Origin of the sequence: Acidovorax sp. sif1233, assembly GCF_019218755.1 — a bacterium.
Taxonomy (GTDB): domain Bacteria; phylum Pseudomonadota; class Gammaproteobacteria; order Burkholderiales; family Burkholderiaceae_C; genus Acidovorax.
This window is the reverse complement of record NZ_JAHUWZ010000001.1, coordinates 1006023-1031340: the sequence shown is the minus strand read 5'-3', so window position 1 is coordinate 1031340 and position 25318 is coordinate 1006023. Positions and strand designations below refer to the sequence as shown.

At 67.6% G+C, this 25318-nt stretch carries 22 protein-coding genes; 9 read left to right on the top strand and 13 right to left on the bottom strand.

The genetic code is table 11. From position 1 onward, the window contains the following. Positions 1–92: 92 nt before the first annotated feature. From KW843_RS04635 to KW843_RS04625, 3 genes are all read right to left on the bottom strand, one after another. Positions 93–1421: a mechanosensitive ion channel family protein gene (locus KW843_RS04635; RefSeq protein ID WP_218293909.1), complete on the bottom strand. Its 1329-nt coding sequence runs from the start codon at positions 1419–1421 to the stop codon at positions 93–95. Positions 1422–1432: 11 nt separating this feature from the next. After that, on the bottom strand, positions 1433–2224 hold the full coding sequence (locus KW843_RS04630; RefSeq protein WP_218293908.1) for an enoyl-CoA hydratase: 792 nt from the start codon (positions 2222–2224) through the stop codon (positions 1433–1435). Positions 2225–2364: 140 nt separating this feature from the next. Then, complete coding sequence (locus tag KW843_RS04625) at positions 2365–3270, bottom strand: histone deacetylase family protein (protein ID WP_255594536.1); 906 nt, start codon at positions 3268–3270, stop codon at positions 2365–2367. A 108-nt stretch (positions 3271–3378) separates the two neighbouring features. On the opposite strand from KW843_RS04625, the gene KW843_RS04620 reads away from it, so the two are divergent. The 7 genes from KW843_RS04620 (at position 3379) to KW843_RS04590 (ending at position 11212) form a co-directional block, all read left to right on the top strand. Next, positions 3379–4299, top strand: a complete 921-nt coding sequence (locus KW843_RS04620; RefSeq protein WP_218294447.1) for a MoxR family ATPase — start codon at positions 3379–3381, stop codon at positions 4297–4299. Between the two features lies 1 nt (position 4300). Then, the gene (locus tag KW843_RS04615) at positions 4301–5347 is read left to right on the top strand and encodes a DUF58 domain-containing protein (protein WP_218293907.1); all 1047 of its coding nucleotides are present in this window, start codon (positions 4301–4303) and stop codon (positions 5345–5347) included. A gap of 112 nt (positions 5348–5459) precedes the next feature. Further along, complete coding sequence (locus tag KW843_RS04610) at positions 5460–7487, top strand: DUF3488 and transglutaminase-like domain-containing protein (protein WP_218294446.1); 2028 nt, start codon at positions 5460–5462, stop codon at positions 7485–7487. A gap of 233 nt (positions 7488–7720) precedes the next feature. Beyond that, a complete protein-coding gene (gene mltB, locus KW843_RS04605) occupies positions 7721–8797 on the top strand; it encodes a lytic murein transglycosylase B (protein WP_218293906.1) in 1077 nt (358 codons plus the stop codon). A gap of 299 nt (positions 8798–9096) precedes the next feature. Continuing rightward, positions 9097–10095: an ABC transporter ATP-binding protein gene (locus KW843_RS04600; protein ID WP_218293905.1), complete on the top strand. Its 999-nt coding sequence runs from the start codon at positions 9097–9099 to the stop codon at positions 10093–10095. Positions 10096–10100: 5 nt separating this feature from the next. Then, a complete protein-coding gene (locus KW843_RS04595; RefSeq protein WP_218294445.1) occupies positions 10101–10862 on the top strand; it encodes an ABC transporter permease in 762 nt (253 codons plus the stop codon). A 113-nt stretch (positions 10863–10975) separates the two neighbouring features. Next, complete coding sequence (locus KW843_RS04590; RefSeq protein WP_370628451.1) at positions 10976–11212, top strand: lytic murein transglycosylase; 237 nt, start codon at positions 10976–10978, stop codon at positions 11210–11212. Here KW843_RS04590 and KW843_RS04585 read toward each other — a convergent pair. From KW843_RS04585 to KW843_RS04545, 9 genes are all read right to left on the bottom strand, one after another. Then, complete coding sequence (locus KW843_RS04585; RefSeq protein WP_218293904.1) at positions 11152–12240, bottom strand: LLM class flavin-dependent oxidoreductase; 1089 nt, start codon at positions 12238–12240, stop codon at positions 11152–11154. The two genes, KW843_RS04590 and KW843_RS04585, sit on opposite strands and share 61 nt — an antisense overlap. 154 nt (positions 12241–12394) lie before the next feature. Beyond that, the gene (locus KW843_RS04580) at positions 12395–13339 is read right to left on the bottom strand and encodes an ABC transporter substrate-binding protein (protein ID WP_218293903.1); all 945 of its coding nucleotides are present in this window, start codon (positions 13337–13339) and stop codon (positions 12395–12397) included. Positions 13340–13363: 24 nt separating this feature from the next. Then, on the bottom strand, positions 13364–14299 hold the full coding sequence (locus tag KW843_RS04575; protein ID WP_218293902.1) for an ABC transporter substrate-binding protein: 936 nt from the start codon (positions 14297–14299) through the stop codon (positions 13364–13366). Between the two features lie 161 nt (positions 14300–14460). Further along, positions 14461–16347: an amino acid ABC transporter permease/ATP-binding protein gene (locus tag KW843_RS26910; RefSeq protein WP_218293901.1), complete on the bottom strand. Its 1887-nt coding sequence runs from the start codon at positions 16345–16347 to the stop codon at positions 14461–14463. Positions 16348–16422: 75 nt separating this feature from the next. Next, complete coding sequence (locus KW843_RS04565) at positions 16423–17007, bottom strand: GNAT family N-acetyltransferase (RefSeq protein ID WP_218293900.1); 585 nt, start codon at positions 17005–17007, stop codon at positions 16423–16425. 26 nt (positions 17008–17033) lie between these two features. Beyond that, complete coding sequence (locus KW843_RS04560; RefSeq protein WP_218293899.1) at positions 17034–18239, bottom strand: M20 aminoacylase family protein; 1206 nt, start codon at positions 18237–18239, stop codon at positions 17034–17036. Next, positions 18239–19597, bottom strand: coding sequence for an LLM class flavin-dependent oxidoreductase (locus KW843_RS04555; protein ID WP_218293898.1), 1359 nt, complete (start codon positions 19595–19597; stop codon positions 18239–18241). Before KW843_RS04555 ends, KW843_RS04560 begins: the two co-directional genes overlap by 1 nt. A 37-nt stretch (positions 19598–19634) precedes the next feature. Beyond that, a complete protein-coding gene (locus KW843_RS04550; RefSeq protein ID WP_218293897.1) occupies positions 19635–20636 on the bottom strand; it encodes an LLM class flavin-dependent oxidoreductase in 1002 nt (333 codons plus the stop codon). Between the two features lie 267 nt (positions 20637–20903). Beyond that, on the bottom strand, positions 20904–22250 hold the full coding sequence (locus tag KW843_RS04545; RefSeq protein WP_218293896.1) for a branched-chain amino acid ABC transporter substrate-binding protein: 1347 nt from the start codon (positions 22248–22250) through the stop codon (positions 20904–20906). Positions 22251–22342: 92 nt separating this feature from the next. Between KW843_RS04545 and KW843_RS04540 the strand changes: the two genes are divergently transcribed. Beyond that, positions 22343–22732: an Hsp20/alpha crystallin family protein gene (locus KW843_RS04540; protein WP_218293895.1), complete on the top strand. Its 390-nt coding sequence runs from the start codon at positions 22343–22345 to the stop codon at positions 22730–22732. 169 nt (positions 22733–22901) lie between these two features. Here the strand turns inward: KW843_RS04540 and KW843_RS04535 are convergent, their stop codons facing one another. Beyond that, positions 22902–23873: a helix-turn-helix domain-containing protein gene (locus KW843_RS04535; protein WP_218293894.1), complete on the bottom strand. Its 972-nt coding sequence runs from the start codon at positions 23871–23873 to the stop codon at positions 22902–22904. A 221-nt stretch (positions 23874–24094) separates the two neighbouring features. Between KW843_RS04535 and KW843_RS04530 the strand changes: the two genes are divergently transcribed. Beyond that, positions 24095–25312, top strand: a complete 1218-nt coding sequence (locus tag KW843_RS04530) for an amino acid ABC transporter substrate-binding protein (protein WP_218293893.1) — start codon at positions 24095–24097, stop codon at positions 25310–25312. Positions 25313–25318 lie beyond the last annotated feature (6 nt).

Below are 25318 nucleotides of genomic sequence, written 5' to 3'. Positions count from 1 at the left end.
TGCTTTTTGTCGATTATAGGCGAGTGCACCGGGCGCCTGTCTAGAGTCTGCTGTCGCATGCGGCACCCCCGTTCGCGGCCCCCGGGGCCCGGTCACCGCGCGGTGGCAGCCCCAGGCGCCGCTGGCGCGCCGGGTGACAGAGCCGCCGCCAGCCCCCCTTCGACCTGCACGTGCATGACCCGCTGGGGGTAGGGAATCTCGATCTGGTGGGCGCGCAAGGCGCTCAGGATGGCGCGGTTGATCTCCGAGCGCAGGCCCAGTGAGCCGTTCTCGGGGTCGGCGATCCAGAAGCCGACCGTGAACTCCAGCCCGTCGGCCCCAAACGCCGAGAGGGCCACGCTGGGGGCGGGATCGCGCAGCACCCGGCTGCTGGCCAGCGCGGCGTCCGCGAGAAGCCGGGTCACCAGGTCCACATCGCTTTCGTAGGCCACGCTCACCACGGTCGACAGCCACACGCGGGGGTCGGCCAATGACAGGTTTTCCACCCGCTGGGTGATCAGCATTTCATTGGGCACGATGGACTCGCGCCCCGTGGACGAACGCACCACGGTGTAGCGCGCATTGATGTTGGTGATGCGGCCTTCGAAATTGTCGACGCGCACGTTGTCGCCGATGCGCATGCTGCGCTCGGCCAGGATGACGAACCCGCTCACGTAGTTGGACGCCAGCTTCTGCAGGCCAAAGCCGATGCCCACGCCCACGGCACCACCCAGCACCGACAGCGCCGTCAGGTCGATGCCCACGGCCGACAGCGCCATGATGAGCCCGACGAAGATCAACAGCGCCCGCACGGCATTGCTCACCGCCTTGCGCAGCGACAGTTCCGCCCCCGTGGCCGAGCGCAGAAGGCGCGACTCGATGGCGGCGGAGATCCACAGCGCGATGAGCAGCACCGCACCGGCGGTCAGCGCGCCTTCGATGATGGTGCGCACCGACAGCGTCGCGCCCCCTACCTTCCAGTGGATCTGGTCCAGCTCCTCCAGCACCAGCGGCAGCAGTCCCGTGACCCAGAGCACCATGCCCAGCCAGGCCAGCCAGGAGATGGAGCGTTCGATGGGCCGCACCCAGGCAGCGTCCGGGTATGCCACCTGCAGCACCTTCACGCCAATGCGGATCACCACCAGCGCCACCAGCACCGGGATCGCCAGCTTGAAGGCGGCCAGCGCCACCCAGTGGTGCAGCAGCGTGCGCGCCACATAGGCCAGGCTCAGCAGCACCAGCGGAAACAGCGCGCCATCCACGATGCGGGTGCCAAACAGAATGGAGCGTGGATCGCCCCGGTGCAGGCCCCGCTGCAGCAGCGAGACCAGGCCCCAGGCCAGGGCGACGCACCCCGCCAAGGCCGCCAGCTCCACCAGCACCGTCGGGCTGAGGAAGGACTGCACCCACAGGCCCACATCGTCGAGCATCGGCTTGTCCATCGTGGCGATCCTCAGCGCTTCCAGCGGGGCTGGCGTTTTTCCGCAAAGGCGCGCGCGCCCTCCTGCGCGGCCTCGTCCATCATGTTGGTGGCCATGGCCTGGCCCGCCAGCTGGTAGGCGGCATCCATGCCCAGCTCGCGCTGCTGGTACACCAGCGCCTTGCCCATGGCCACGGCCACGCGGGGCTTTTGCAGGATGGACTGCACCAGCATCTCCACCTCGGCGTCCAGCGCATCGGCGGGCACCACGCGGTTCACCAGGCCCTGTGCCAGCGCGGTGGGGGCATCGATGAAATCGCCGGTGAGCAACATTTCCATCGCCCGCTTGGCGGGCACATTGCGCACCAGCGGCACGCTGGGCGTCGCGCAGAACAGGCCGTAGTGGATGCCGCTGGTGGCAAAACTCGCGCTGTCGGCCGCCACCGCCAGATCGCACTGCGCCACCAGCTGGCAGCCCGCCGCCGTCGCCATGCCCTGCACCCTGGCGACCACGGGCACGGGCAGCTTGTGGATGGTGAGCATCATGCGGCTGCATTGGGCAAACAGCTTCTGGTAGTACGCCAGCTCCGGGTTCGCCGCCATGTCCTTGAGGTTGTGCCCGGCACAGAAGGCCTTGCCCGCTGCGGCCAGCACCACCACGCGCACAGATTCGTCGCGGTGCGCTTCGTCCAGCGCCTGTTGCAGGGCTGTCAGGATTTCAGAGCCCAACGCATTGAAGCGTGCAGGGTCGTTCAAAGTGAGGGTGATCACACCGCGCGTATCACGGGTGATCAGCAGCAGCTCGTCAGAATTCGGAATCGTCATGTTGTTTCTCCTGTGCACAGCAATGCGAGGGGCGTTTGAAACAGGCGCGCATGAGGCCAGTGCCACCGTGGAACTGGCTTCGCCAGGCCACGGGTGGCGTCCCCCTCAGGGGGAAGACGCCGCAGGCGGCTCAGGGGGAGTCAAAGATCAGCCAGGACGCGCAGATGCGCCTCCACGCTGCGCGCCAGCGGCCCCATCACATAGCCGCCCTCCAGGCACGACACGATGCGGCCCTGGGAATAGCGCCGCGCCACGTCCTTGACCCGGTGGGTGATCCAGGCGTAGTCCTGCTCGGTCAGGCCCAGCTGGCCCATGTCGTCCTCGCGGTGGCCGTCGAAGCCGGCGGAGACGAAGATCATCTCGGGCTTGAAGGCTTCCAGGCGCGGCATCCACATCATCTCGATGATCTCGCGGATGTCCATGCCACGGGTGTACGCTGGCACGGGCACGTTGACCATGTTGGGGGCCGGGTCCTGGTCGCCGCTGTACGGGTAGAACGGGTGCTGGAAAATGCTGACCATCAGCGCGCGCGGGTCGCCCGCCAGGATGTCCTCGGTGCCATTGCCGTGGTGCACATCGAAGTCCACCACCGCCACGCGCTGCAGGTTGTAGCGCTGCAGCGCATATTTGGCGGCCACCGCCACGTTGTTGAAGAAGCAAAAACCCATGGCCTTGTCGCGGCACGCATGGTGCCCGGGCGGACGCACGGAGCAAAACGCGTTCTCGACCTCGCCGGCCATCACCGCATCCGTGGCGGCCAGCGCGGCACCCGCGGCGCGCAGCGACGCCTTCCAGGTGTGGGCGTTGATGGAGGTGTCGGTGTCGATCTGCGCGTAGCTCGGGCCGCCCGCCATCAGCTCTTCGTTGAGCCGGTCGGACAGGCCCCGCAGCGCCGCGATGTGCATGCGGCCATGCGCCAGCTCGATGTCGGCCAGCGAGGCCTCGGGGGCCTCGTAGCGCTCCAGCGCATCGCCCACCCCGGTGACCAGCAAGCGGTCTTCGATGGCATCGAGCCTTTCGGGGCATTCTGGGTGGCCCGGGCCCATCTCGTGCTTCCAACAATCCCGATGGGTGAAATAGCCCGTCTTGCTCACAGTCAATCCCCGTGTCTCGTATTTTTTTGGATAGTTTTCGGATAACGTCGCGCCATGACAATGAATGCACAGCACAAGATCAAATCGCTTCTGGATCAGCTTAACACGGTGATCGTGGGCAAGCAGGCCCAGGTACAGGACTGCGTGGCCTGCCTGCTGGCCGGCGGGCACCTGCTCATCGAGGATGTTCCGGGGGTGGGCAAGACCACCCTGGCCCATGCGCTGTCGCGCACTTTCGGCCTGCAGTTCTCGCGCGTGCAGTTCACGGCCGACCTGATGCCCAGCGATCTGACGGGCGTCTCGGTCTACGAGCGCGGCAAGGAAGCCTTCGTGTTCCACCCCGGCCCGGTGTTCGCCCAGGTGCTGCTGGCCGACGAAATCAACCGCGCCAGCCCCAAGACGCAAAGCGCGCTGCTCGAAGCCATGGAGGAAAAGCAGGTGTCGGTAGAGGGCGAGACGCGCGCCCTGCCCCACCCCTTCTTCGTGATCGCCACCCAGAACCCGCACGACCAGCTGGGCACCTTCGCGCTGCCCGAATCGCAGCTCGACCGCTTTCTGATGCGCATCTCCATCGGCTACCCCGACCGCGCGGCCGAGCGCGTGCTGCTGGCGGGCGCGGACCGGCGCGACATGGTGGACACCATGCTGCCCCTGCTGTCCGACGAGGAACTGGCCGAGCTGCAGCGCCAGGTGCAGGCCATCCATGCGGCCGACCCGCTGCTCAACTATGTGCAGGACCTCATCGCCGCCACGCGCTCGGGCCGGTGGTTCCTGCAGGGCCTGTCGCCCCGCGCGGGCATTGCCCTGGTGCGTGCGGCCAAGGCGCAGGCCCTCATCAGCGGGCGCGACTACGTGGCGCCCGACGACGTGCAGGCCGTGCTGCCCCAGACCATCGCCCACCGCCTGGTGCCCGTGGGCGATGCCGGACGCGGCGCGGTGGAACAGGTGCGCGCCATGGTCGAGGCCGTGCCGCTGCCGTGAAATGACAGCCGCCCATCCCCCCGCCACGCTCCGCCCGACCGGGGGCTGGCGCGCCATCCTGGCCCGGGTGAGCCCGCTTGCGCCACTGCGCCGCCGCTTCCAGCGCTGGTGGCAGGCGCGCCTGCCGCTGAGCGACACGCTCGCGCTCACGCAGCGCAATGTCTACATCCTGCCCACCGGCTCGGGCTGGATGCTGGCATTGACGCTCATCGTGCTGCTCATCGCGTCCATCAACTACCAGCTCAACCTGGGCTACCTGCTGACCTTTCTGCTGGCGGGCAGCGCCGTGGTGGGCATGCACATCTGCCACGCCAACCTGCGCGGGCTCACGCTGCACCTGAAGGCGCCCGAGCCACACTTCATGGGCACCAGCACGGCGTTTGACATCCAGCTGTCCAGCGAGCGCAAGACGCCGCGCTACGGCATCGCCCTGTCGGTGCACGGCACGGGCAAGGAGGCACACCACTGGGCCTGGACCGACGTGCCCGCGCAGGGCCAGTCGAGCGTGCAGGTCGCTTTCAAGCCCCCGCGCCGGGGCCTGCACCGCGTGCCCACGCTGACGGCCGAGACGCGCTTTCCGCTCGGCACCTTCCGCGTCTGGACCTACTGGCGGCCCGCGGCCCAGGTGCTGGTCTACCCCGCGCCCGAGACCCCGGCACCGCCGCTGCCGACCGGCGAACCGCGCGCGGGCGGCGCCGGCAACACGCCCACGCAGGGCATTGGCGAATTCGACGGCGTGCGCGCCTACCGCCGGGGCGACCCGCTCAAGCTCGTGGTCTGGAAGAAGGCCGCCAAATCGCTGGGCACCGGCACGGACGACCTGGTCAGCCGCGACGCCCAGCAAGCCCAGCGGCACGAACTGTGGCTGGACCTGGCCCGCGCCTCGCTGCCCGACCACGAAGCCCGCCTCTCACGCCTGGCCGCCTGGGTGCTGCAGGCCGACCGGCTGGGGCTGGACTATGGCCTGCGCCTGCCGGGTGTCGAGATCGCCCCGGACACGGGTGCGGCGCACCGACGAAATTGCCTGGAGGCACTGGCGCTGTGCTGAACCCCGCTTCAAAATCCGTATCCAGTGGGCCCCTGTCGCATACAGGCAAGGCGCAGGGAGCTATATTTTTTATAGCATGTCCACCACTCCAAGCCGGGCCTGGACCGTTGCCATGAACCTGCGCCAGACCCTTGTTTCCCTGCCGCGCGACGCCCGCGACACGCTCTTTCTGCTGTTCGTGATCGTCTGGGTCATCGCACCGCAGGTGTCCAACCTGCCGGTGTGGACCAGCCTGCTGGCCGGCGGGCTGCTGCTGTGGCGCGGCTGGCTCGCCTGGAAAGGCCGGCCCCTGCCCGGGCGCTGGACCGTGGGCGCCCTGCTGGTGGTGGCGGTGGCGGGCACGCTGTTCACGCACCGCACCATCCTCGGGCGCGATGCGGGCGTCACCCTGGTCGTCATGCTGCTGGCGCTCAAGATGCTGGAGCTGCGCGCGCGCCGCGACGCGATGGTGGTGTTCTTCCTGGGCTTCTTCACGATGCTCAGCAACTTCTTCTTCTCGCAGTCGCTGCTCACCGCCGCCGCCATGCTGGTGGCGCTGCTGGGCCTGCTCATGGCGCTGGTCAATGCCCACATGCCGGTGGGGCGCCCGCCCCTGGCGCAGACCTTTCGCATGGCGGGCACCATGGCGCTGCTGGGGGCGCCCATCATGGTGGCGCTGTTCATGCTGTTTCCGCGCATGGCGCCGCTGTGGGGCATGCCCGGGGAGAACCTCACGGGGCGCAGCGGCCTGTCGGGCACCATGAAGATCGGCGAGATGGCCGAGATCGCGCTCGACGAACGCGTGGCCATCCGCCTGCGCTTCGCGGGGGCGCCCACCGATGTCCCGCCCCAATCGGCGCTGTACTTCCGCGGCCCCGTCATGACGGCGTTCGATGGCCGGCAATGGCAGGCCGAGCCGTTTCGGGAAGACAGCGCCTGGGCCGCACGCGCGGCCCTGCCAGCCAACCTGCAGGTCAGCGGACCGGCCGTGCGCTACGAAGTGACGCTTGAGCCCCAGCGGCAACCCTGGCTGATGGTGTTGGAAGCCACCCCCGAGGCGCCCGAGCTGCCCAACAACATGCGGGCCTACATGACCCAGGACCTGCAGTGGATGACCTCACGCCCCATCACCGAGGTGATGCGCTACCAGGCCGTGAGCTACCCCGAGTACCGCCATGGCCCCCAGCAGTCCGTGCGGCAGCTGCGCGTGTACACGGAGCTCCCCCCCGGCTTCAACCCCCGCACCCTGGCTTTGGCCGCGCAAATGCGCGCAGACCCCGCGCTGGCCAGCGGCGGAACAAGCGCGCTGGTCAATGCGGCCCTGCAGCGCCTGCGCACGGGCGGCTACACCTACACCCTCGATCCCGGCGTCTATGGCGAACACACCGCCGACGAGTTCTGGTTTGACCGCAAGGAAGGTTTTTGCGAACACATTGCCTCGGCCTTCGTGGTGCTGATGCGCGCCCTGGATGTGCCCGCACGCATCGTCACGGGCTACCAGGGGGGTGAACGCAATCCCGTGGATGGCTACTGGACCGTGCGCAATGCCGATGCCCACGCCTGGGCCGAGGTGTGGATGGAAGGCCGCGGCTGGGTGCGCGTGGACCCCACGGGCGCCGTCTCGCCAGGCCGCGTGGGGGCGTTCCAGCGCCTGCAGGCGCCCCAAGGCGCGTTCGCGGCAGCGATGGGCGCGCTCAGCCCGGGCATGGTGCAGAACCTGCGCGCCGTGTGGGAAGCCGTCAACAACAGCTGGAACCAGTGGGTGCTCAACTACACGCAGAGCCGCCAGATGGACCTGCTCAAGGCGCTGGGTTTTGAATCCCCCAGCTGGCAGGACCTCACCACCGTGCTGGGCACCCTGGTCATCGCGGCCGCGCTGGGCGGCATGGGCTGGAGCCTGTGGGAACGCAGCCAGCACGACCCCTGGCTGCGGCTGCTGGCCCGCACGCGCCAGCGCCTGGCGCGCGCGGGCCTGCCGCTGCCGGAAACCCTGCCACCGCGCGCGATGGCCGAACGGGTGCGGGCACAATTCGGGGCGCCAGCCGACGCAGTGGCAGACTGGCTGCTGCGGCTGGAGCGACTGCGCTACGCCCCCCACCCCGACACCGAACTGGGCACGCTGCGGCGCGAATTCCGCACCCTGCCCTGGCCCAAGAAATGAATCATCCCCCTGAGCGGCTTCGCCGCTCCGTGCAGCCGCCAGAGACGGCAGCCCTTCGGGGCCGTCCCAGCCTGCGCAGGCAGGCCTGGAGCCGCGGCCCCCAGCTCCTTCTCTCGGCTCCGCCAGGAAGGGGGACGCCGCCAGCGCGGCGGGGCGGCCCTTGCGCGATGACGCTGGCCCGGGCCGCGCCGGTTGCGCGGCGCAGGGACACAACAGAGTAACGAACAACCGACATGAAGAAGACAGCCCGATGGGCCAATATTGCTATATTTTTAATAGCATCTTGCGCAATAGCAGCAAGCGCCAGCCCCCAAAAACCCTCTAAACCCACCGCCACGAAGCAAAAGCCCGCGGTGCCCTATGCATCGCGCCCCGAGGCCCTGCAGTTTGCCGACGACCTGGCCGCACGCCGCGACCTGGACCGCGAATGGGTGCGCCAGGCCATCGGGCAGGCGCACTTCCTGCCACAGGTCCCCCGCCTCATGCTGCCGCCAGCCAAAGGCACCGCCAAGAACTGGCGCGTGTACCGCAGCCGCTTCATCGACCCCATCCGCATCCGCGCCGGCCAGCGGTTCTGGCAGGAGAACGAGGCCACGCTGGAGCGGGCCGAGCGCGAGTACGGCGTGCCCGCCGAGATCATCGTGGGCATCATCGGCGTGGAGACCATCTACGGCCAGCAGATGGGCACGTTCCGGGTGATGGACGCGCTGGCCACGCTGGCGTTTGATTTCCCGTCAACCCACCCGCGTGCCAAGGAGCGCACCGCATTTTTCCGCGGTGAGCTGGAGCAGTTCCTGAGCCTCACCAACCGCAGCGACACCGACCCGTTCGAGCCCCGTGGCAGCTACGCCGGTGCCATGGGCCTGGGGCAGTTCATGCCGTCGAGCTGGGTGCGCTATGCGATTGACTTCGATGGCGACGGCCGCGTGGACCTGTTCAAGAGCCCGGCGGACGCCATCGGCTCGGTGGCCAACTACTTCCGCGGCCATGGCTGGACGCCAGGCATGCCCACGCACTTTGGCGTGCAGTTCGACGCCGCGCGCCTGCAGCTCGACGACCTGCTGGCACCCGACATCCTGCCCACCTTCAGCGTGGCCAGCATGACAGCCAAAGGCGCGGTGCTGGATGCCCAGGGCGCGCAGCACACCGGCCCGCTGGCACTGGTGGAACTGCAAAACGGCGGCGAGCCCGCCAGCTATGTGGCAGGCACCGAGAATTTCTACGCCATCACGCGCTACAACTGGTCCAGCTACTACGCGATGGCCGTGATCGAGCTGGGCCGCGAGGTGGCGGCGGCGCGAACGCGCTGATCCTGGCGCTGAGGCGGCCGGAGCAGGCGCACAGGGTCGACCGAGGGGCCGAGCACCGGATGGCCCGCAATACCCTTCGCGAGCCGAACTGCCTGGTGGGGCTGCGGATCGGAGCCAGCTGTGCTACCCGCACCGCACGCATCCGGTGGCGAAGGGGAAAGACCTGTCCTGGCCGCAGGGCCAAAGCGGGGTTTGCCAGCGCCTGCCAGCGCGGTTGCGCAACTCAAGCCACAATGCGTCGCTCCCCCGCTTGCCCGGCAACCGCCGCGGCGGCATGCACTATTCCTGACCACCATCCCATGCCTGCATCACCTTCTTCCATGCCCGCTGCGGACGCGATCGTCCGTGTGCGCGGCGTGAGCAAAACCTACGCTGGCGGTTTCCAGGCACTCAAGAACATCGACCTGGACATCCGGCGCGGCGAGATCTTTGCCCTGCTCGGGCCCAACGGCGCGGGAAAGACCACGCTCATCAGCGTGATCTGCGGCATGAGCAATGCCACGGCGGGCTCCATCAGCGCCGATGGCCATGACACCGTGCGGGACTACCGCGCCGCCCGCGCGGCCATTGGCCTCGTGCCCCAGGAGCTGCACACCGATTCGTTTGAAACCGTGTGGGCCACGGTCAACTTCAGCAGAGGGCTGTTCGGCAAGGCTCCCGACCCTGCGTTCATCGAAAAGATCCTGAAGGACCTGTCGCTGTGGGACAAGAAGGACAGCAAGATCCTCGCGCTCTCGGGCGGCATGAAACGCCGCGTGCTGATCGCCAAGGCGCTGTCGCACGAGCCCAAGATCCTGTTCCTCGACGAGCCCAGCGCGGGCGTGGACGTGGAGCTGCGCCACGACATGTGGCGCCTGGTGCGGGCGCTGCGCGATGCGGGCACCACCATCATCCTGACCACGCACTACCTGGAGGAAGCCGAGGACATGGCCGACCGCATCGGCGTGATCCGCAAGGGCGAGCTGATCGTGGTGGAGGACAAAGATGTGCTGATGCGCAAGCTGGGCAAGAAGCAGCTTGCACTCACGCTGCAGCAACCGATGCAGCAGATACCCGCGTCGCTGGCCCGCTGGCCACTGGTGCTTAGCCAGGGAGGCACCATGCTCACCTACACCTTTGACACCCAGCAAGAAGACACAGGCATTGCCGCACTTTTGCGCGCGCTGGCCGAACACGGGATTGACTTCAAGGACCTGCATTCCAGCGAGAGTTCGCTCGAAGACATTTTTGTGGGCCTGGTGCACCAGGACAAGGACCAGGACCACGCCCCGTCGCAACAGAAAGCATCCCGAGCATGACCGGCCTGAACCTGCATGGCGTGCGTGCCATCTATCGCTTCGAGATGAACCGGGCCTTTCGCACCTGGATGCAAAGCCTGATCGCACCGGTGCTGTCCACAGCGCTGTACTTCATCGTCTTTGGCTCGGCCATTGGCTCGCGCATGGGCGACATCGGCGGCGTGAGCTATGGGGCTTACATCATCCCCGGCCTGCTCATGCTGTCGCTGCTGTCCGAAAGCATTTCCAACTCGGCTTTTGGCATCTACATGCCCAAGTGGTCCGGCACCATCTACGAGTTGCTCAGCGCGCCGGTCAACTGGGTCGAGGTGCTGCTGGGCTATGTCGGCGCCGCAGCCACCAAGTCGCTGCTGGTATCGGTGCTCATCCTCACCACCGCCAGGGTGTTTGTGCCGTACGAAGTGGCGCATCCAGTGTGGATGGTGGGCTTTCTGGTGCTCACCGCCGTCACGTTCTGCCTGTTCGGATTCATCATCGGCCTCTGGGCTGACAGCTTTCAAAAGCTGCAGGTGATCCCGCTACTGGTCATCACACCGCTGACGTTTCTCGGCGGTGCGTTCTACAGCATCAGCATGCTGCCGCCGTTCTGGCAGACCGTTTCGCTGTTCAACCCGGTGGTCTATCTCATCAGCGGGTTGCGCTGGGCGTTCTACGGCCAGGCCGATGTCCACATCGGCGTGAGCGCGGGCATGACGTTCGTGTTCATGGCCCTGTGCCTTGTCGTGGTGTGGTGGGTGTTCAAGACGGGACGGCGCATCCGGCGCTGAACGCACCGCAAGACCTGGGCTGGGCGGTGCTTCATAGAGTCAGCATTTTGAACTTGAAACAACCCGTTCGGTCTGAGCCTGCTGCAACTGGATGACCTCTTACCGCAAGACTCCTGCCCACCTTCAGCGCCGCCAGCATACAAGCGAAGGGGCGGCGTGCTGGATGGCACCGCCGCGCAGCATCTGGGGCCCCTGGCCTCGTCGAACTACACAACGGCGGCGATACGCCGAGCTACGTGCCGGGCACCGAAAATCGCTACGCCATCACCCGCTACAACTGGTCGATCTACTACGCCATGTCGGTGATCAAGCTGGGCAGCGAAGTCGCGGCTGCGCGGTCCACGCAGTAGCCGTCGACAGTCGGGCCGGCCGCCGCTGGAACCCAGCCCAGCTCCGGCGCAATGTACTGCGCGGTGTCGCTCAGGATCTGCGCGTACTCGTGCACGTTGAAGTCATATGGCAGCTCCAGCCGCAGCTCCTGCACGCGCGGCACGATCGGGTCCTGGCGCAGGCTTTCCAGGATCTCATCGGACGTCCCCACCAGATCGCGCGCAAACAGCGTACGGCGCTCGCCCTGGGGTGCCATCGTGCGAACCTCGCGCAGCGCCGCCCAGGCTCGGTAGCGCGCCCGGCTCGCAGCATCTGCGCTGTCCAGCGGCACGACGACCCGACCCAGCGCCACACGCGGGGCGTGGGGAGCCGACCAGTGGGCATGAAACAGTTCGAGCTGGCTGCGCTGCGCCGCGAAGAAATCGTCTGTCTGCTCACCGCGGTTGAGATTGCCAATCAGCAGGTGGTAGCCCTGCGCCCCCGCCCACTGCGCAGACTTCAGCGACCCGCCGCCGTACCACAGCCGCTCCACCAACCCCGCCGCATGCGGCTGCACCCGCGGGCGCTGGCGTCCTGCGGGCGACTCCACGAAAAAGTCGTCGTCGCCGAAATAATCACCGCGCAGGTTGCTGCGCAGCCGCTCCACCCGCGCGTGCGAAAAATCGATGGCCTGCGCATCGCCGTCGAACAAGCGCCCGCCTAGCAGCGGCCCGTAGGGTGGCGCCCCCGCACTCAGCCCCACCTGCAGGCGCCCGCGCGACAGCACGTCCACCGTCGCCAGGTCCTCGGCCAGCCGGAAAGGGTTCTCATACCCCATCTGGATCACCGCCGTGCCCAGCGCGATGCGCCCCGTGCGCTGCGTGGCGGCGGCCAGCAGCGTGGCCGCGGACGACACCGCCCGCTCCAGATGCCGCTGGCGCACCCAGGCGCCCTGGTAGCCCAGCGCTTCCCCCAGCTCGAACAGGCGCAAGGTGTCCTCCAAACCCTGCAGGGGGCTGTCCTCGGCATAGTTGCCCGGCGTCAAAAATGCAAGGTGAGAAATGGCCATGATGAAAAGAAGAGGATCAACAGACTCGGTCAAAACGCTGCCCACAGCGCCCGCAACCGGCGCGCCCCCATACCAGCGCACCCGTGGATCTGGCTCCGCCAGTCCACCGGGTGCGTCCCCCGGAGGGGGAAGTCGCGCAGCGGCTCAGAGGGCTTCAGAACTTGGGCAAGCCCGGGGGATTGGTTTCCGATTTGGGCAACGCTTCCTCCAGCAGACTCCAGCGCTGCAGCGCCTGCGTGTACTTGCCGTTCTTGATGAGCCCATTGGTGGCCAGCGTCAGCGCATCGGCCAGGCCCGAGCCCTTGCGCGTGGTGATGGCCACGTCGGACTTGAGCGGCCAGCCCGCGTTCACCGTGCCCACGAGCTTGATCTTGCCGTCCTTGGCCGCGTGGTAGGCCTGCGGCGCGTTGGGGTTGAAGTTGGCGTCGGCCCGGCCCGACACCACGCCCAGCAGCCGCGCGGCGTCGTCGTCGAAGTACACGGGCTCCACGGGCTTGAGGCCTGCGGCGACGTTCTGCTTGTTCCACTCCAGCAGGACGCGCTCCTGGTTGGTGCCCGATCCGGTGATGACCTTGAGCCCCGCAATGTCCTTGGGCTCCTTGATGGAGGTGATCTTGCTGTCGGCGCGCACATAGAAGCCGTGCAGCCCCAGGCGGTAGGTGGAGAAGTCGTACTTCTCCTTGCGCTGCTCCGTCACGCCCACGTTGGAGATCACCGCGTCGTACTTGCCCGAGGTGAGCCCGAGCGGCCAGTCGGCCCAGGCAATCGGCAGCAGTTCGAGCTTGAGCCCCAGCGCGTCGGCAATCAGCTGCGCATAGTCCGGATCGAACCCCACCACGGTCTTGGCGTCGCTGGCATACGTGGCGATGGGCGGCGCAAACGGCGCGATCGCCACGGTGAAGACGCCTTCCTTCACGAACTTGAAATTCTTCGGAATGGACTGGACGGCCGCTGCGTCTTTCTCGGCGCGGATGCGGCCCTTTTGCCCGGGGCTGAAGTCAAACGCGGTGGCCGCACCGGCCACGGTCCACGCGCAGGACAGCGCACACACAGAGGCAAGGGCCACCAAGCTGCGGCGCGACAGGGAATGGAGAGTCATGGATGGTCCTTGAAGGCTGCAGGCTTACTTCTTCGGCAAGCCAGGAGGGTTGGTGCGCGAGACCTGGATGGCCTCGGACTGCAGGTTCCAGCGCTCCAGCGCCTTGGCGTAGTTGCCGTTCTTGATCTGCGCGTTCAATGCCGTGGTGATCGCGTCGGCAATGCCCGAGCCCTTGCGCGAGGTCACGGCAATCTCGGCCGCCTGCGGCCAGCCGCCCGAGAAGGTTCCCACCAGTTTCGTCTTGCCATCGCGCGCGTTGTGCGCGGCGATGCCGTTGGGGGCCAGGTACGCGTCGGCGCGGCCCGAGGCCAGCGCCAGGTACAGCACCACATCGTCGTCGTAGTACTGGATGTCCACCGGCTTGAGGCCCGCGGCGATGTTCTGCTGGTTCCAGCGCAGCAGGATCTGCTCCTGGTTGGTGCTCGCGCCGACCACCACCTTCAAGCCCGCCACATCCTTGGGCTCCTTGACGGACGTGATCTTGCTGTCGGCCTTCACGTACACGCCCAGCTGGTCATTGCGGTAGGTCGAGAAGTCGAACTTCTCCTTGCGCTCCTCGGTCACGGTGACGTTGGAGATCACCACGTCGAACTTGCCGGATTGCAGGCCCAGCGGCCAGTCGGCCCAGGCCACGGACACCAGCTCCAGCTTGCGCCCCAGGCTATCGGCCACCAGCTGCGCGATGTCCGGCGCGTTGCCCACGGGCGTCTTGTTGTCGGTGGCATAGGCGCCGAACGGCAGCCGGCCCGTGGTGGTGCCCACGGTGAGCACACCCTCCTTCGCAAACTTGAAATCCTTGCCGACGAGCTTGATCGCCTCGTCCACCTTCTGCGAGCGGGGGCGCGTGGGCTGCTCGGGACTCAGGTCGATGGCCTGCGCAGCCGCGTGGATGGGTGCCAGTGCGGCGATGGACGCAGCGGCCAGTGCAAGGGCTGCGAGGGTTCGGTTCACAAGGGTCATGGATCGGCTCCGGGGATGAAATGGATAGGTCAGGAAAACAGGCAAAGGAAGGAAGCAAAAAAATCGGGCAGATCACAGCGGCGCCCATGCCGCAGCCCGGCCTGGGCCAACCCAGAGGGCCGCTGCGGGTGGGGGACGATGAGGGTGAGGCGGCCGGCGGCTCAGAGCACCTTGGCCAGGAACTCCGCCGTGCGGGGGTGGTCGGGCTGGCTGAATACCTTGGCGGGGGTGCCGGTCTCCAGCACGCGGCCCTGCTCCATGAAGACGACCGTGTCGGCCACCTCGCGGGCAAAGCCGATCTCGTGCGTCACGATGATGAGCGTGGTGCCGGTGCGTGCCAGTTCCTTGATCACATCGAGCACCTCACCCACCAGCTCCGGGTCCAGCGCAGACGTGGGCTCGTCGAACAGCAGCACCTTGGGCTTGAGCGCCAGGGCGCGTGCGATCGCCACGCGCTGCTGCTGCCCGCCGGAGAGCTGCCGCGGGTAGCTGTGCGCCTTGTCGGACAAGCCCACGCGCGCCAGCAGCTCCAGCGCCAGGGCTTCGGCCTCGGCACGCGGCAACTTGCGCACGGTGACCGGTGCTTCGACGATGTTCTCCAGCACCGTGAGGTGCGGGAACAGGTTGAAGTTCTGGAACACCATGCCCACGTCCACCCGGCGTTGGAGGATGTCCTTCTCGCCCAGCTCGTACAGGGTGTCCGCGTCCTGGCGGTAGCCGATCAGCTCGCCATCGATGGCAATGAAACCATCGTCCACCCGCTCCAGGTGGTTGATGGTGCGCAGCAAGGTCGACTTGCCCGAGCCGGACTGCCCCAGGATCACCGTGACGCTGCCGGGCGGCACCGTCAGAGTCACGTCCTTCAGTACGCGCAAGGCGCCGTAGCTCTTGGACACGCCGTGGATGGTGACTTCACCACCGCGGTTGCGCTCGCCCGTCCAGCGCGGCACGGTGGCGACGGCGGGCGCGGGCGCCGCCACGGTGCGTTCAGCTACTGCATCTCCCTGGACGGCCACGCGCCGCGCAGGCCACAGGCGCTGCGCCATGCCGCTGAAGATCGACGGCGGCAGGCTGCGCAGCGCGCCCTTGGAAAAATGGCGCTCGATGTAGTACTGCAGCAGCGACAGCACCGTGAGGATCACCAGGTACCACACGGTCGCCACCATCAGCAGCGGAATCACCTCCAGGTTGCGGCGGTAGATGATCTGGATGGTGTAGAACAGCTCGGGCAGGGCCAGGATGTACACATTGGACGTGCCCTTGGCCAGCCCGATGATGTCGTTGAAGCCCGCGGGCAAAATGGACCGCATGGCCTGCGGCAGCACGATGCGAAACGCCTGGCGGCGGCGCGGCAGGCCCAGTGCGGCCGCCGCTTCAAGCTGCCCCTGGTCCACCGACAGGATGCCGCCGCGCACGATCTCCGATGCAAACGCTGCCTGGTTCAGCGTGAGGCCGATCAGCGCCGCCACGAAGGGGCTGATGAGCTGCGTGGTGGGGTACGAGAAGAACGCCCAGCCGGTGAAAGGCACGCCCAGGCTCACGGTCTCGTACAGGTAGCCCAGGTTGTTGATGATGAGCAGCAGCACGATGACCGGGATGGACCGGAAGATCCAGATGAAGGTCCACGACAGCCCCGCCAGCAGCGGCGAGCGCGACACGCGGGCCAGCGCCAGCGCCGTGCCCAGCGTGAAGCCGAACAGCGCCCCCAGCGCGGTGAGCAGCAGGGTGCGGCCCAGGCCCACCAGCACGGGCTCCGAGAAGAAATACTCGCCGAAGATGCTCCAGCCCCAGCGCGGGTTGGTGAACACCGAATACAGCACCAGCCCAATGACCACGGCGGCAAACACCGTGCCGGCCGCCCGTGCCCGGTAGCGCGCGGGCACGACTTTGTAGTGCGAATAGTCACCCTTCACCGGGGCAGGTGCGGGGGAGGACGAGGGTGTCGGGGCAGGCGTGCTGAGCGCATGGCTGTGGACACCAGGGGGCGCGGCATGGCCGGGGCCCAGCGGCAGACCGGCAGCGGCGTCCAGGGTGGTGGAGGTGGACATGGTGGTGAGGTCTCGCGGTCTGTCGAGGTTCGTGGAAAAGAGCGGGGTGGGCTGGGCAGGTGTCTGTGGCGGGCTTCAGGCCGCTTGCGCCACGACTGCAGCGGGTCCCACGCCCAGGGCGTGCGGTGTGGCGTGTGCCGTCAACGTGGGGGTGGACTCCAGGCCGTCCACGGCGCGCAGAGTCTTCTCGAACGGCAGGTGGCGGTACGTCGCGTGCGGCAGCGATGTGTCGAACAGTGCCGTGTACCCATGGCCCAGATACAGCCCGACGGCCTCGGGCTGGCGAAAGCCGGTGGTGAGGTACAGCCGGGCATAGCCCTGACGCAGCGCCTGCGCTTCGAGCTCCAGCAATACCTTGGCGGCGACCCCCTGGCGGCGGTGGGCCGAGTGCGTCCACACGCGTTTGAGCTCCGCCGTGTGCGCGTCGCTGTGGCGCTTGAAGGCACCGCCGCCAATCGCCTGTCCGCTGCGCAGCAGCAGTACAAAGTTGCCGCCATGCTCCGGCGTGAACAGCTCGGGCGGGTACTTCTCCATCTCACGCTGCCCGCCTTCGCGGTCGTAGAACTCGCCGTAGCGCGACTCGTACTCGTGCGACAGCTCGTCGATGAGCGGGCGGGCCAGGGGATCGGCGGGCGAGGTGTAGATGAAGCTGTCATTCATGGGGAGGGCTTTCTCGTGAAAGGGTCTCAGGCCAGAAACCGCTCGGCCAGCCGCACCCAGTACGTGGCCGAGGGCGCCAGGATGGCGTCGTTGAAGTCGTAGTACGGGCTGTGCAGCGATGCGCCATCGCCATTGCCCACGAACACGTAGCTACCCGGGCGCTTGAGCAGCATGAAGGCGAAATCCTCGCTGGCCGTGCGCGGGCGAAAGCCTGCGTCCACGCGGGCTGCGCCGAAGGTGTCGATGGCCACACTGCGTGCCAGCTCCGTCTCGGCTTCATGGTTGAGCACCGCCGGGTAGCCGGGCCGGTACAACACATCGGCCGTGGCGCCAAAGCTCTCGGCCTGCGCGCGGGCGATGGCCGGAATGCGCTCCTTGAGCACCTCGCGCACCTCGGGCTTGAAGGCGCGGGCCGTGAGCTTGAGCTCCACGCTCTCGGGCACCACGTTGGGTGCGTTGCCTCCGTGGATCGAGCCCACCGTGACCACGCCCATGTCGAGTGGATCCACGTTGCGCGAGACCACCGTCTGCAGCGCGGTGATGATGTGCGCGCTGGCCACCACCGGGTCCACCGTCTCGTGCGGTGCGGCGCCGTGGCCACCCTTGCCGCGCACGGTGATGGTGATCTGGTCCACCGAGGCCATGGCCGGCCCCGTCACGCAGCCGAAGTGCCCCGCGCCCACGCAGGGCCAGTTGTGCAGGCCAAACACCGCGTCGCACGGAAAGCGCTCGAACAGTCCCTCGCCGATCATGCGATTGGCGCCGCCGCCGTTTTCCTCGGCGGGCTGAAAGATGAGGTTCAGCGTGCCGTCGAAGCGGCCCGACTCGGCCAGGAAACGCGCGGCCGCGAGCAGCACCGTGGTGTGCCCGTCGTGTCCGCAGGCGTGCATCACACCGGCGTTCTGGCTGGCATAGGGCAGGCCCGTGGCCTCGGTGATGGGCAGTGCGTCCATGTCGGCACGGATACTCAGGGTCTTGGTGCCCTGCCCTTTGCGCAGCGTGCCCACCACCCCCGTGCCCGCGATGCCGGTGGTCACCTCGTAGCCCCAGGACGCGAGGCGCTCGGCCACAATGGCCGAGGTGCGGTGCTCCTGGAACGACAGCTCGGGGTGCTGGTGCAGGTCCCGGCGCAATGCCTGGAACTCGCCGATGAAGGCCGCAATGCCCTCTTCCACACTTTTCACCCGCTGCACGTCGTGCGCCGAAGCCGCTGCAGGCAATGCTGCGCCCATCACGCCACCTTCTTCTCTGGCGCCGTGGCTGCGTCCGCATCGGCCTGCGCATACCGGCTGGCCTTGCGCGGCAGGCCCAGGTGGTCGCGCAGGGTGTGGCCCGGCAGCGTGCGCTGGTAGCGGCCGCGCGCCTCCAGCACGGGGATCACGTGGGTGATGAAATCATCAAGCCCCTGCGACAGCACGGGGAAGCCCAGGATGAAGCCATCGGCCGCGCCCTCATCCACCCAGCGGATGATCTCGTCGGCCACGCGCTCGCCGGTGCCCACGAACTGCGAGCGCGGCGTGGCGGCCTCCAGCGCCACCTGGCGCAGTGTCAGGCCGCGCGCCTTGGCGTCGGCCTTGATGCGGTCGGTGGTGGAGCGAAAACTGTTGCGGCCTATCTCGCCCAGCTCCGGGAAGGGCGCGTCCAGCGGGTACTGGCTGAAGTCGTGGTGGTCGAAGTAGCGGCCCAGGTAGGCCAACGCTTCATCGACCGTGAGCAGCTCGCGGATGGCCTGGTACTTGGCGTCCGCCTCTTCCTGCGTGGCGCCCACCACGGGCCCGATGCCGGGGAAGATCTTCACATCGTCGGCCTGGCGGCCATGCACCACGGCGCTGGCCTTGACCTTGCGCAGAAAGCTGCGCGTCTCCTCCACCGAGGGCGAATGCGTGAACACCGCATCGGCGTACCTGCCCGCCAGGCCGATGCCGGCGTCGGAGGAACCCGCCTGGAAGATCACCGGCTGCCCCTGCGGCGACCGGCCGATGTTGAGCGGCCCCGCCACCTGGAAGAAGCGGCCCTTGTGGTTCAGCGTGTGCAGCTTGGCGGGGTCGAAGAACTGGCCCGTGGCGCGGTTGCGCACCACGGCGTCTTCGTCCCAGCTGTCCCACAGGCCTTGCGTCACCTGCAGGTATTCGTCGGCGATCTCGTAGCGCAGCGCATGGTCGGGATGGTTGCGGCTGTAGTTGCTGGCCGTGCCCTCCAGCGGTGTGGTCACCACGTTCCAGCCGGCGCGGCCCTTGCTGATGAGGTCCAGCGACGCGAACTGCCGCGCCACCGTGAATGGCTCGCTGTACGAGGTGGAGATGGTGCCCGCCAACCCGATCTTCGACGTCGCCACGGCCAACGCCGACAGGATGGAGATGGGCTCGAAACGGTTCAGAAAGTGCGGGATGGACTTCGCATTGATGAACAGCCCGTCGGCCACGAAGGCGAAGGCGATGCCGTTGGCCTCGGCCTTCCGCGTGGTCTCGATGTAGAAGTCGAGGTTGACGCTCGCGTCCGCGGGGCCTGCGGGGTGCTTCCACGAATTCATGTGGCCGCCTGCGCCATGCAGCATGACGCCGAAGCGGATGGGTTGTGGGGTGTTGCTCATGGTGTCTGTTCCTGGGAAAAAGGGGGCGGCCAGCGGGTCAGGCCTCGGCGGTGGCGTAGGCGCCCGCCAGCAGCTCCACCGAGGCCAGGCGCTCGGCAAAGCCCGTGACCGGCGTGTCGACCACGAACTCTTCGATGCCGTAGCGCTCACTGAGCGCATCGAGCTGCTCGCGCACATGCTCGGGCGAGCCGGCAATCACGTGGGGCCGGGTTTCTTCGAGCCGGTAGTCCGCCACGCCGGCCTGGCGCGCAAACTCGGCGGCGGCCTGGGCGCTGGGCAGGTTCACGCTCTGTCCGGTGGACAAATGCAGCTTGAAGACACGCAATGCGCCCACCAGGCTGTCGGCCTGCGCCTGGGTAGGGGCCACGAGCGCATAGAGCGCCAGCGAGGGGGCGCGGCCAGCGGCTTCGCGGTACACGCGCACCGTGCGCTCGATGTTGACGGGGTCGCCATTGAAATGGCCCGCGTACGTGAAGTGCCAGCCATGGCGCGCCGCCAACGCCGCGCTGTCGGGGCTGCCGCCGAGCAGGTGGCGCTCGGGCAGGCTGGGCGGCGCGGGGTAGGCAACGGCACCCGCCAGCGCGTGGTCCGGGTCCAGCGTGCCGTGCAGAAAGGCGTCCAGCTCCGCAAAGCGCGCGCCAAAGTCCGCAGGCCGGGATTTATCGTGCAGCGCCTGCAGCGCCCGGGTGGACAACGGCAGGCCGCCGGGCGCCTTGCCCACACCCAGGTCCACGCGGCCGGGCGCCAGGGATGCGAGCACCTTGAACGCCTCGGCCACCTTGAAGGGGCTGTAGTGCTGCAGCATCACACCGCCAGAGCCGATGCGAATGCGCGAGGTGCGCGCCAGCAGGTGGGCCACCAGCACTTCGGGCGCCGAGCCGGCCAGGCCCGGGTTGCCATGGTGCTCGGCCACCCAAAAGCGGCGGTAGCCCAGCTGCTCGGCGCGCTGAGCCAGCGCTACGGTGCGCTGCAGCGCCTCGGCCGCCGTGGCCCCGTCGGGGATGGGACTTTTGTCGAGGAGGGAAAGGGCGTAGGACACGGTGGAGGCAGCGATTCGCGCATGGGTGATCAATGCGACAAATTCTGTGGCCCGACGGCCTGCACCGGTTGCGCTAACTTTTCATATCGATATGCGGCGCGCGCTGCGCAGGCAGCACTGCACACGCTCGCGAGGCTCTGCGCTCCCCTCTGGCGCGCGCTCCGTGCATGAGCATGCGCCCCGTCAGAGCCACCGTGGAACTGGCTTTGCCAGGCCACGGGTGGCGTCCCCCTGCGGGGGAAGGCGCCGAAGGCGACTCAGGGGGGTTTAGAACCTTGTCATGGTGCAGCTGTGGGGCTGCTGCGCCTTGGCGGCAGGGATCTGCCGCACCACGCGAAAGCCGTAGCCCGAGCCTTCCACATCGAACTTCACGCCCGGTGCGCCCTTCTTGTCCATCACGCCCACCACCAGCGCCTGCTGGAACTGGTGGTCCGCCGCGCGCATGCTGCCGCCCTGGCCCGACAGCTGCACGTTGGCGCTCTCCATCTGCCGCGCCACGGCCACGGCGTCGGTGCTGCCCGCGCGTTCGATGGACTGGGCCAGCGCCTCGACCATGAGCTGCATGCGCATGTGCACGTAGTCGTCCTGCGGCTTGGGAAAGCGCGTGCGGAACGACTGGTAGAACGCCTCGCTCTGCGCGCCCGGCACGTTGGGCAGCCAGTCGGCCACGGCCACCACCTTGCCGATGCCCGCGTCGCCGATGGCGGCGGGCGCACCCAGCGCATTGCCGTAGAAGGTGTAGAAGCTGCCTTCGTAGCCCACTTCGCGCGCGGCCTTCACCAGCAGCGTGAGGTCGTTGCCCCAGTTGCCGGTGACCACGGCCTGCGCGCCGCTGGTCTTGATCTTCACGGCATAGGGCGCGAAGTCCTTCACGCGGCCGATGGGGTGCAGCTCGTCGCCCACCACCGTCACATCGGGGCGCTGGGCGGCCAGCTGCTTTTTCGCCTCGCGCAGCACGGCCTGGCCGAAGCTGTAGTCCTGGCCGATGAGGTACACGCTCTTGATGCCCTTGTCTTCGCGCATCACTTCCATGAGCGCGGCCATGCGCATGTCGGCATGGGCGTCGAAGCGAAAGTGCCAGAAGCTGCATTTCTCGTTGGTGAGGATGGGGTCCACCGCCGAGTAGTTCAGGAAGATCACGCGCTTGTTCGGCTCGCGCTCGTTGTGCTTGTTGATGGCTTCGATCAGCACCGCCGCCGTGGCCGACGAATTGCCCTGCAGGATGACCTGCGCGCCGTCGTCGATGGCCGCGCGCAGTGCCGACAAGGCCTCCTCGTTCTGGCCCTTGCTGTCGTAGCGCTCCAGCGCCAGCGGGCGGGGGCCGCCGCTGCTGGCGGGCAGCTGCACGCCGCCGCGTGCGTTGACGCGCTCCATGGCCCAGTAGACGTTGCGGTACACGGCCTCGCCGGTGTTGGCGAACGCGCCCGAGAGGCTTTCGATGAGCGCCACCTTCACCGGTTTGGCCGGGGCCGCGGCCGTGGTGCCGGGCGCGGTCTGGGCATGGCTGGCGGAAAGGGGGGCCACAGCGCAGACCAGCGCCGCGGCCAGCGCCAAAACCGGTTGACGTAATGCCGCTGCGCCTGTTTTCAAGCCCACGGAGCGCAATTTATTCATGCCATTTTTCCCTTGAAAAGCAACCCGGCCGTACACAACTCCTTGGCATGCGGCGACCACGTCGAGAGCCGCGCAGTTTATAGGAGTTACCCATGATCTTCGCCCCCGTGATCCGCCGTGCCGCTTATGCCCAGTCCCCCCGTTCCGCCGACCTGGCGCTGCAGCGTTTCCTGATGGGCGCACTGGCCGCACCCGCAGCCCCGGCCTCTGCCGGCTGCGCCGTGACGCAGGACGAAAAGACCACCACCTTGCAGCTGGATGTACCGGGCCTGGCCCGCGAGCAGCTGTCCATCAGCATCGAAGGCAACCAGGTGCGCCTGCAAAGCGTGGAGGGCGCGCCCCGTCAGGTGCAGCGCGCCTGGGAGCTGGCCACTGATATCGACGTGGCCAACAGCTCCGCCAAGCTGGAAAACGGCGTGCTGACGCTGACGCTGGCCCGCCTGGAGCCCGTGAGCCGGGCCACATCGCTGAGCATTCAGTAAACGGCAGCGCCTGCACAGTTACCCGCCCGCCCGCACAGGGCGGGCCGCCTGTTGCCAGCACGAATGCTATTGATTCAGTAGCTGAAAGCGCCCCTGCCGCAAGCGGCAGGGGCGCTTTTTCTTATGAAGCGACCTGCCGACAGGCCTGCGCAGCGGCCGGAGAGCGCGCTCAGTGTGGCAATGCCGGAACCCGGGCCCGCGTGCGGTATTCGCTGGGGCTGCAGCCCACATGTGCGCGGAACACACGGCTGAAATGGGCGCTGTTGGAGAAACCCCAGGACAGCGCAATGTCAGTCACCGACCGCTGCGCCTGCGCGCTGCTGCGCAGGTCTTGCAGGCACGCCTCCAGCCGCCGGTGCTGGATCATGGTGGCCAGCGTGTTCTCCTCGTCCGCCACCGCGTTGTACAGGTGCCGCTTGCTGCAGTTGAGCGCCTGCGCAATACGGTCGATGGTGAGGTCCGGGTCTGCGAGGTGGCGGTCGATGTACTGGCCGATACGGTCCCGCAGGGCCTCGCGCTGCGACACGGCGCTGTGCTGGCCGTTGCGCTCCAGCAGCGACAGCTGCACCAGGTGCGTGATCACGTCGGCCACGCCGTCGGCAGCGGCGTCGGACATGCTGGGCAGCTCGGTGAACGCCGCGCGCATGGTGTCCCACGCCAGGCGCGACACGCCCGTGGTGCCTGAAAACCGCTGCACCATCAGGTCGTCGAGCTTGAGCTTGCGCTCGGGCAGTTGTTCCTTCGGGATCATCAGCACCATCTGGCGCACGGCCTCGGGATTGCTCACGGCGTAGGCGCGCGTGGTGTCGTACACGCTCCACTCGCCGGGCGACAGCCACACCTGGCGGCCGTTCTGCTCGAAGCAGGCGCGCCCTTCGAGCTGCGCCACCACCTTGATGTAGGCCCGGTCGCTGCTGCGGATGAGGCTGGGGGTGCGCACCACGCGGTGGCGGCTCACGTCGAGCTGGCACAGGTTGACGTAGCCCGCGTGGCCCGACGTGATGTGGCCCGCGAAGGCCTCGTCGCCGAAGGCATCGGACTCCAGCCCGCCAATGAGGCGCCACACCGCATCGCCCCAGAGGTGCAGGCGGTCGCGCGGTGGCACGGTGTCGGTCGATACCTCGGTCAGAGGGTGGGCCATGGGTGTCTCCAGTCGTCATGCAGACGGTGCCGCCTGTCTCAGCGGGATTATCGGCCGCGCCGCTATTCCTGCGGCGGGCACGGAAATCCGGGTAAACCCCCTGCGCCGTGCACGCTGGGACAAAGCTTTTGTGCACGCTCAGCCCAGCGTACCGGGCGGCGTCTTCCTACGATCCGGGTACGGCCTGCACTGCGCGGGCCTCCCATCCGAGGAGACACACAATGACAACGCATTCACCATCCCAACCCTCCAAGCGCCAATGGATCAAGGGGGCCGCCGCCACCGTGGGCGCGCTGGCCGTGGCGCCGCAGCTGCTGGCCCAAGGCAGTGGCAGCGCCCCCGTGCGCATCGGCTACGCGATTGCCCGCACGGGCCCCTGGGCCGCAGGCGCCCAGGTCAGCCAGGAGCCCAACTACCTGCTGTGGGCCGAGCAGGTCAATGCGGCGGGCGGCCTGAGCATCAAGGGCGCCAAGCGCCCCATCGAGCTCATCGGCTACGACGACCGCAGCGAGACCGAGACCTGCGTGCGCACCTTCGAGAAGCTCATGGGCAGCGACAAGGTGGACCTGATCCTGCCGCCCTGGGGATCGGGCGCCAACTTCGCCATCGCACCGCTGGCCAACCGCTTCGGCTACCCGCTGCTGGCGCCCACGGCGCTGTCGCGCAAGCTGATCGACATGAATCTGCCCTACTTCTTCTCCCTGCTGCAGCAGCCCGACAAGATGATGGGCGCGCTGGTGGACATGCTGGTGGCCAACGGCGTCAAGTCGGTGGCCATCGTCTACATGGACGACCTGTTTGGCCTGGAGAACTTCGCGGCGCTGAACAACGCGCTCAAGAAGACCAGCATCCAGGTGGTGGAACGCAAGAGCTACCCGCTGGGCGTGAAGGACCTGGCGCCCGTGCTGCGCGGCATCAAGGACCTGAACCCCGATGCCTTCATCGGCATCACCTACCCGCCCGACACCATCTTGGCCAGCCGCCAGGCGCGCGAGGTGGGGCTGAACCCCAAGTTCTTCTACGCCTCGGTGGGCACCGCCTTCCAGCTGTACAAGAACGTGATGCAGGCCAACACCGAAGGCGTGATCGGCATGGGATCGTGGAGCGTGAAGACCAGCCCCGAGGCCAAGGCGTATTTCGACGCGCATGTGAAGAAGTTCAACAAGGAGCCCGACCGCTGGGCCAGCGGCCATGCCTGGGCAGGCCTCGAAATCCTGCAGCAGGCCGTGGAGAAGGTGGGCCTGGACCGCAAGGCGCTGCGCGAGCACATCGCCAAGAACGAGTTCAAGACCATTCTGGGCGGCATCCGCTTTGCGGGCAGCGAGAACGCCTCCATCCCCGGCACCGTGAGCCAATGGCAGGGCAGCGACTTCGAGGTGGTCTGGCCCAAGGACCGCGCCACGGCGCAATTGAACACCAACAAGCCTGCCTGGAAGTAACACGGA

Coding starts and splice junctions, on each gene's coding strand:
- KW843_RS04535 (WP_218293894.1), bottom strand. CDS start 23,873: ATGGCCCACCCTCTGACCGAGGTATCGACCGACACCGTGCCACCGCGC.
- mltB (WP_218293906.1), top strand. CDS start 7,721: ATGAAGAAGACAGCCCGATGGGCCAATATTGCTATATTTTTAATAGCA.
- KW843_RS04555 (WP_218293898.1), bottom strand. CDS start 19,597: ATGAGCAACACCCCACAACCCATCCGCTTCGGCGTCATGCTGCATGGC.
- KW843_RS26910 (WP_218293901.1), bottom strand. CDS start 16,347: ATGTCCACCTCCACCACCCTGGACGCCGCTGCCGGTCTGCCGCTGGGC.
- KW843_RS04575 (WP_218293902.1), bottom strand. CDS start 14,299: ATGACCCTTGTGAACCGAACCCTCGCAGCCCTTGCACTGGCCGCTGCG.
- KW843_RS04545 (WP_218293896.1), bottom strand. CDS start 22,250: ATGAATAAATTGCGCTCCGTGGGCTTGAAAACAGGCGCAGCGGCATTA.
- KW843_RS04635 (WP_218293909.1), bottom strand. CDS start 1,421: ATGGACAAGCCGATGCTCGACGATGTGGGCCTGTGGGTGCAGTCCTTC.
- KW843_RS04565 (WP_218293900.1), bottom strand. CDS start 17,007: ATGAATGACAGCTTCATCTACACCTCGCCCGCCGATCCCCTGGCCCGC.
- KW843_RS04585 (WP_218293904.1), bottom strand. CDS start 12,240: ATGGCCATTTCTCACCTTGCATTTTTGACGCCGGGCAACTATGCCGAG.
- KW843_RS04610 (WP_218294446.1), top strand. CDS start 5,460: ATGAACCTGCGCCAGACCCTTGTTTCCCTGCCGCGCGACGCCCGCGAC.
- KW843_RS04580 (WP_218293903.1), bottom strand. CDS start 13,339: ATGACTCTCCATTCCCTGTCGCGCCGCAGCTTGGTGGCCCTTGCCTCT.
- KW843_RS04615 (WP_218293907.1), top strand. CDS start 4,301: ATGACAGCCGCCCATCCCCCCGCCACGCTCCGCCCGACCGGGGGCTGG.
- KW843_RS04560 (WP_218293899.1), bottom strand. CDS start 18,239: ATGGGCGCAGCATTGCCTGCAGCGGCTTCGGCGCACGACGTGCAGCGG.
- KW843_RS04600 (WP_218293905.1), top strand. CDS start 9,097: ATGCCTGCATCACCTTCTTCCATGCCCGCTGCGGACGCGATCGTCCGT.
- KW843_RS04540 (WP_218293895.1), top strand. CDS start 22,343: ATGATCTTCGCCCCCGTGATCCGCCGTGCCGCTTATGCCCAGTCCCCC.
- KW843_RS04630 (WP_218293908.1), bottom strand. CDS start 2,224: ATGACGATTCCGAATTCTGACGAGCTGCTGCTGATCACCCGTGATACG.
- KW843_RS04620 (WP_218294447.1), top strand. CDS start 3,379: ATGAATGCACAGCACAAGATCAAATCGCTTCTGGATCAGCTTAACACG.
- KW843_RS04530 (WP_218293893.1), top strand. CDS start 24,095: ATGACAACGCATTCACCATCCCAACCCTCCAAGCGCCAATGGATCAAG.
- KW843_RS04625 (WP_255594536.1), bottom strand. CDS start 3,270: ATGGGCCCGGGCCACCCAGAATGCCCCGAAAGGCTCGATGCCATCGAA.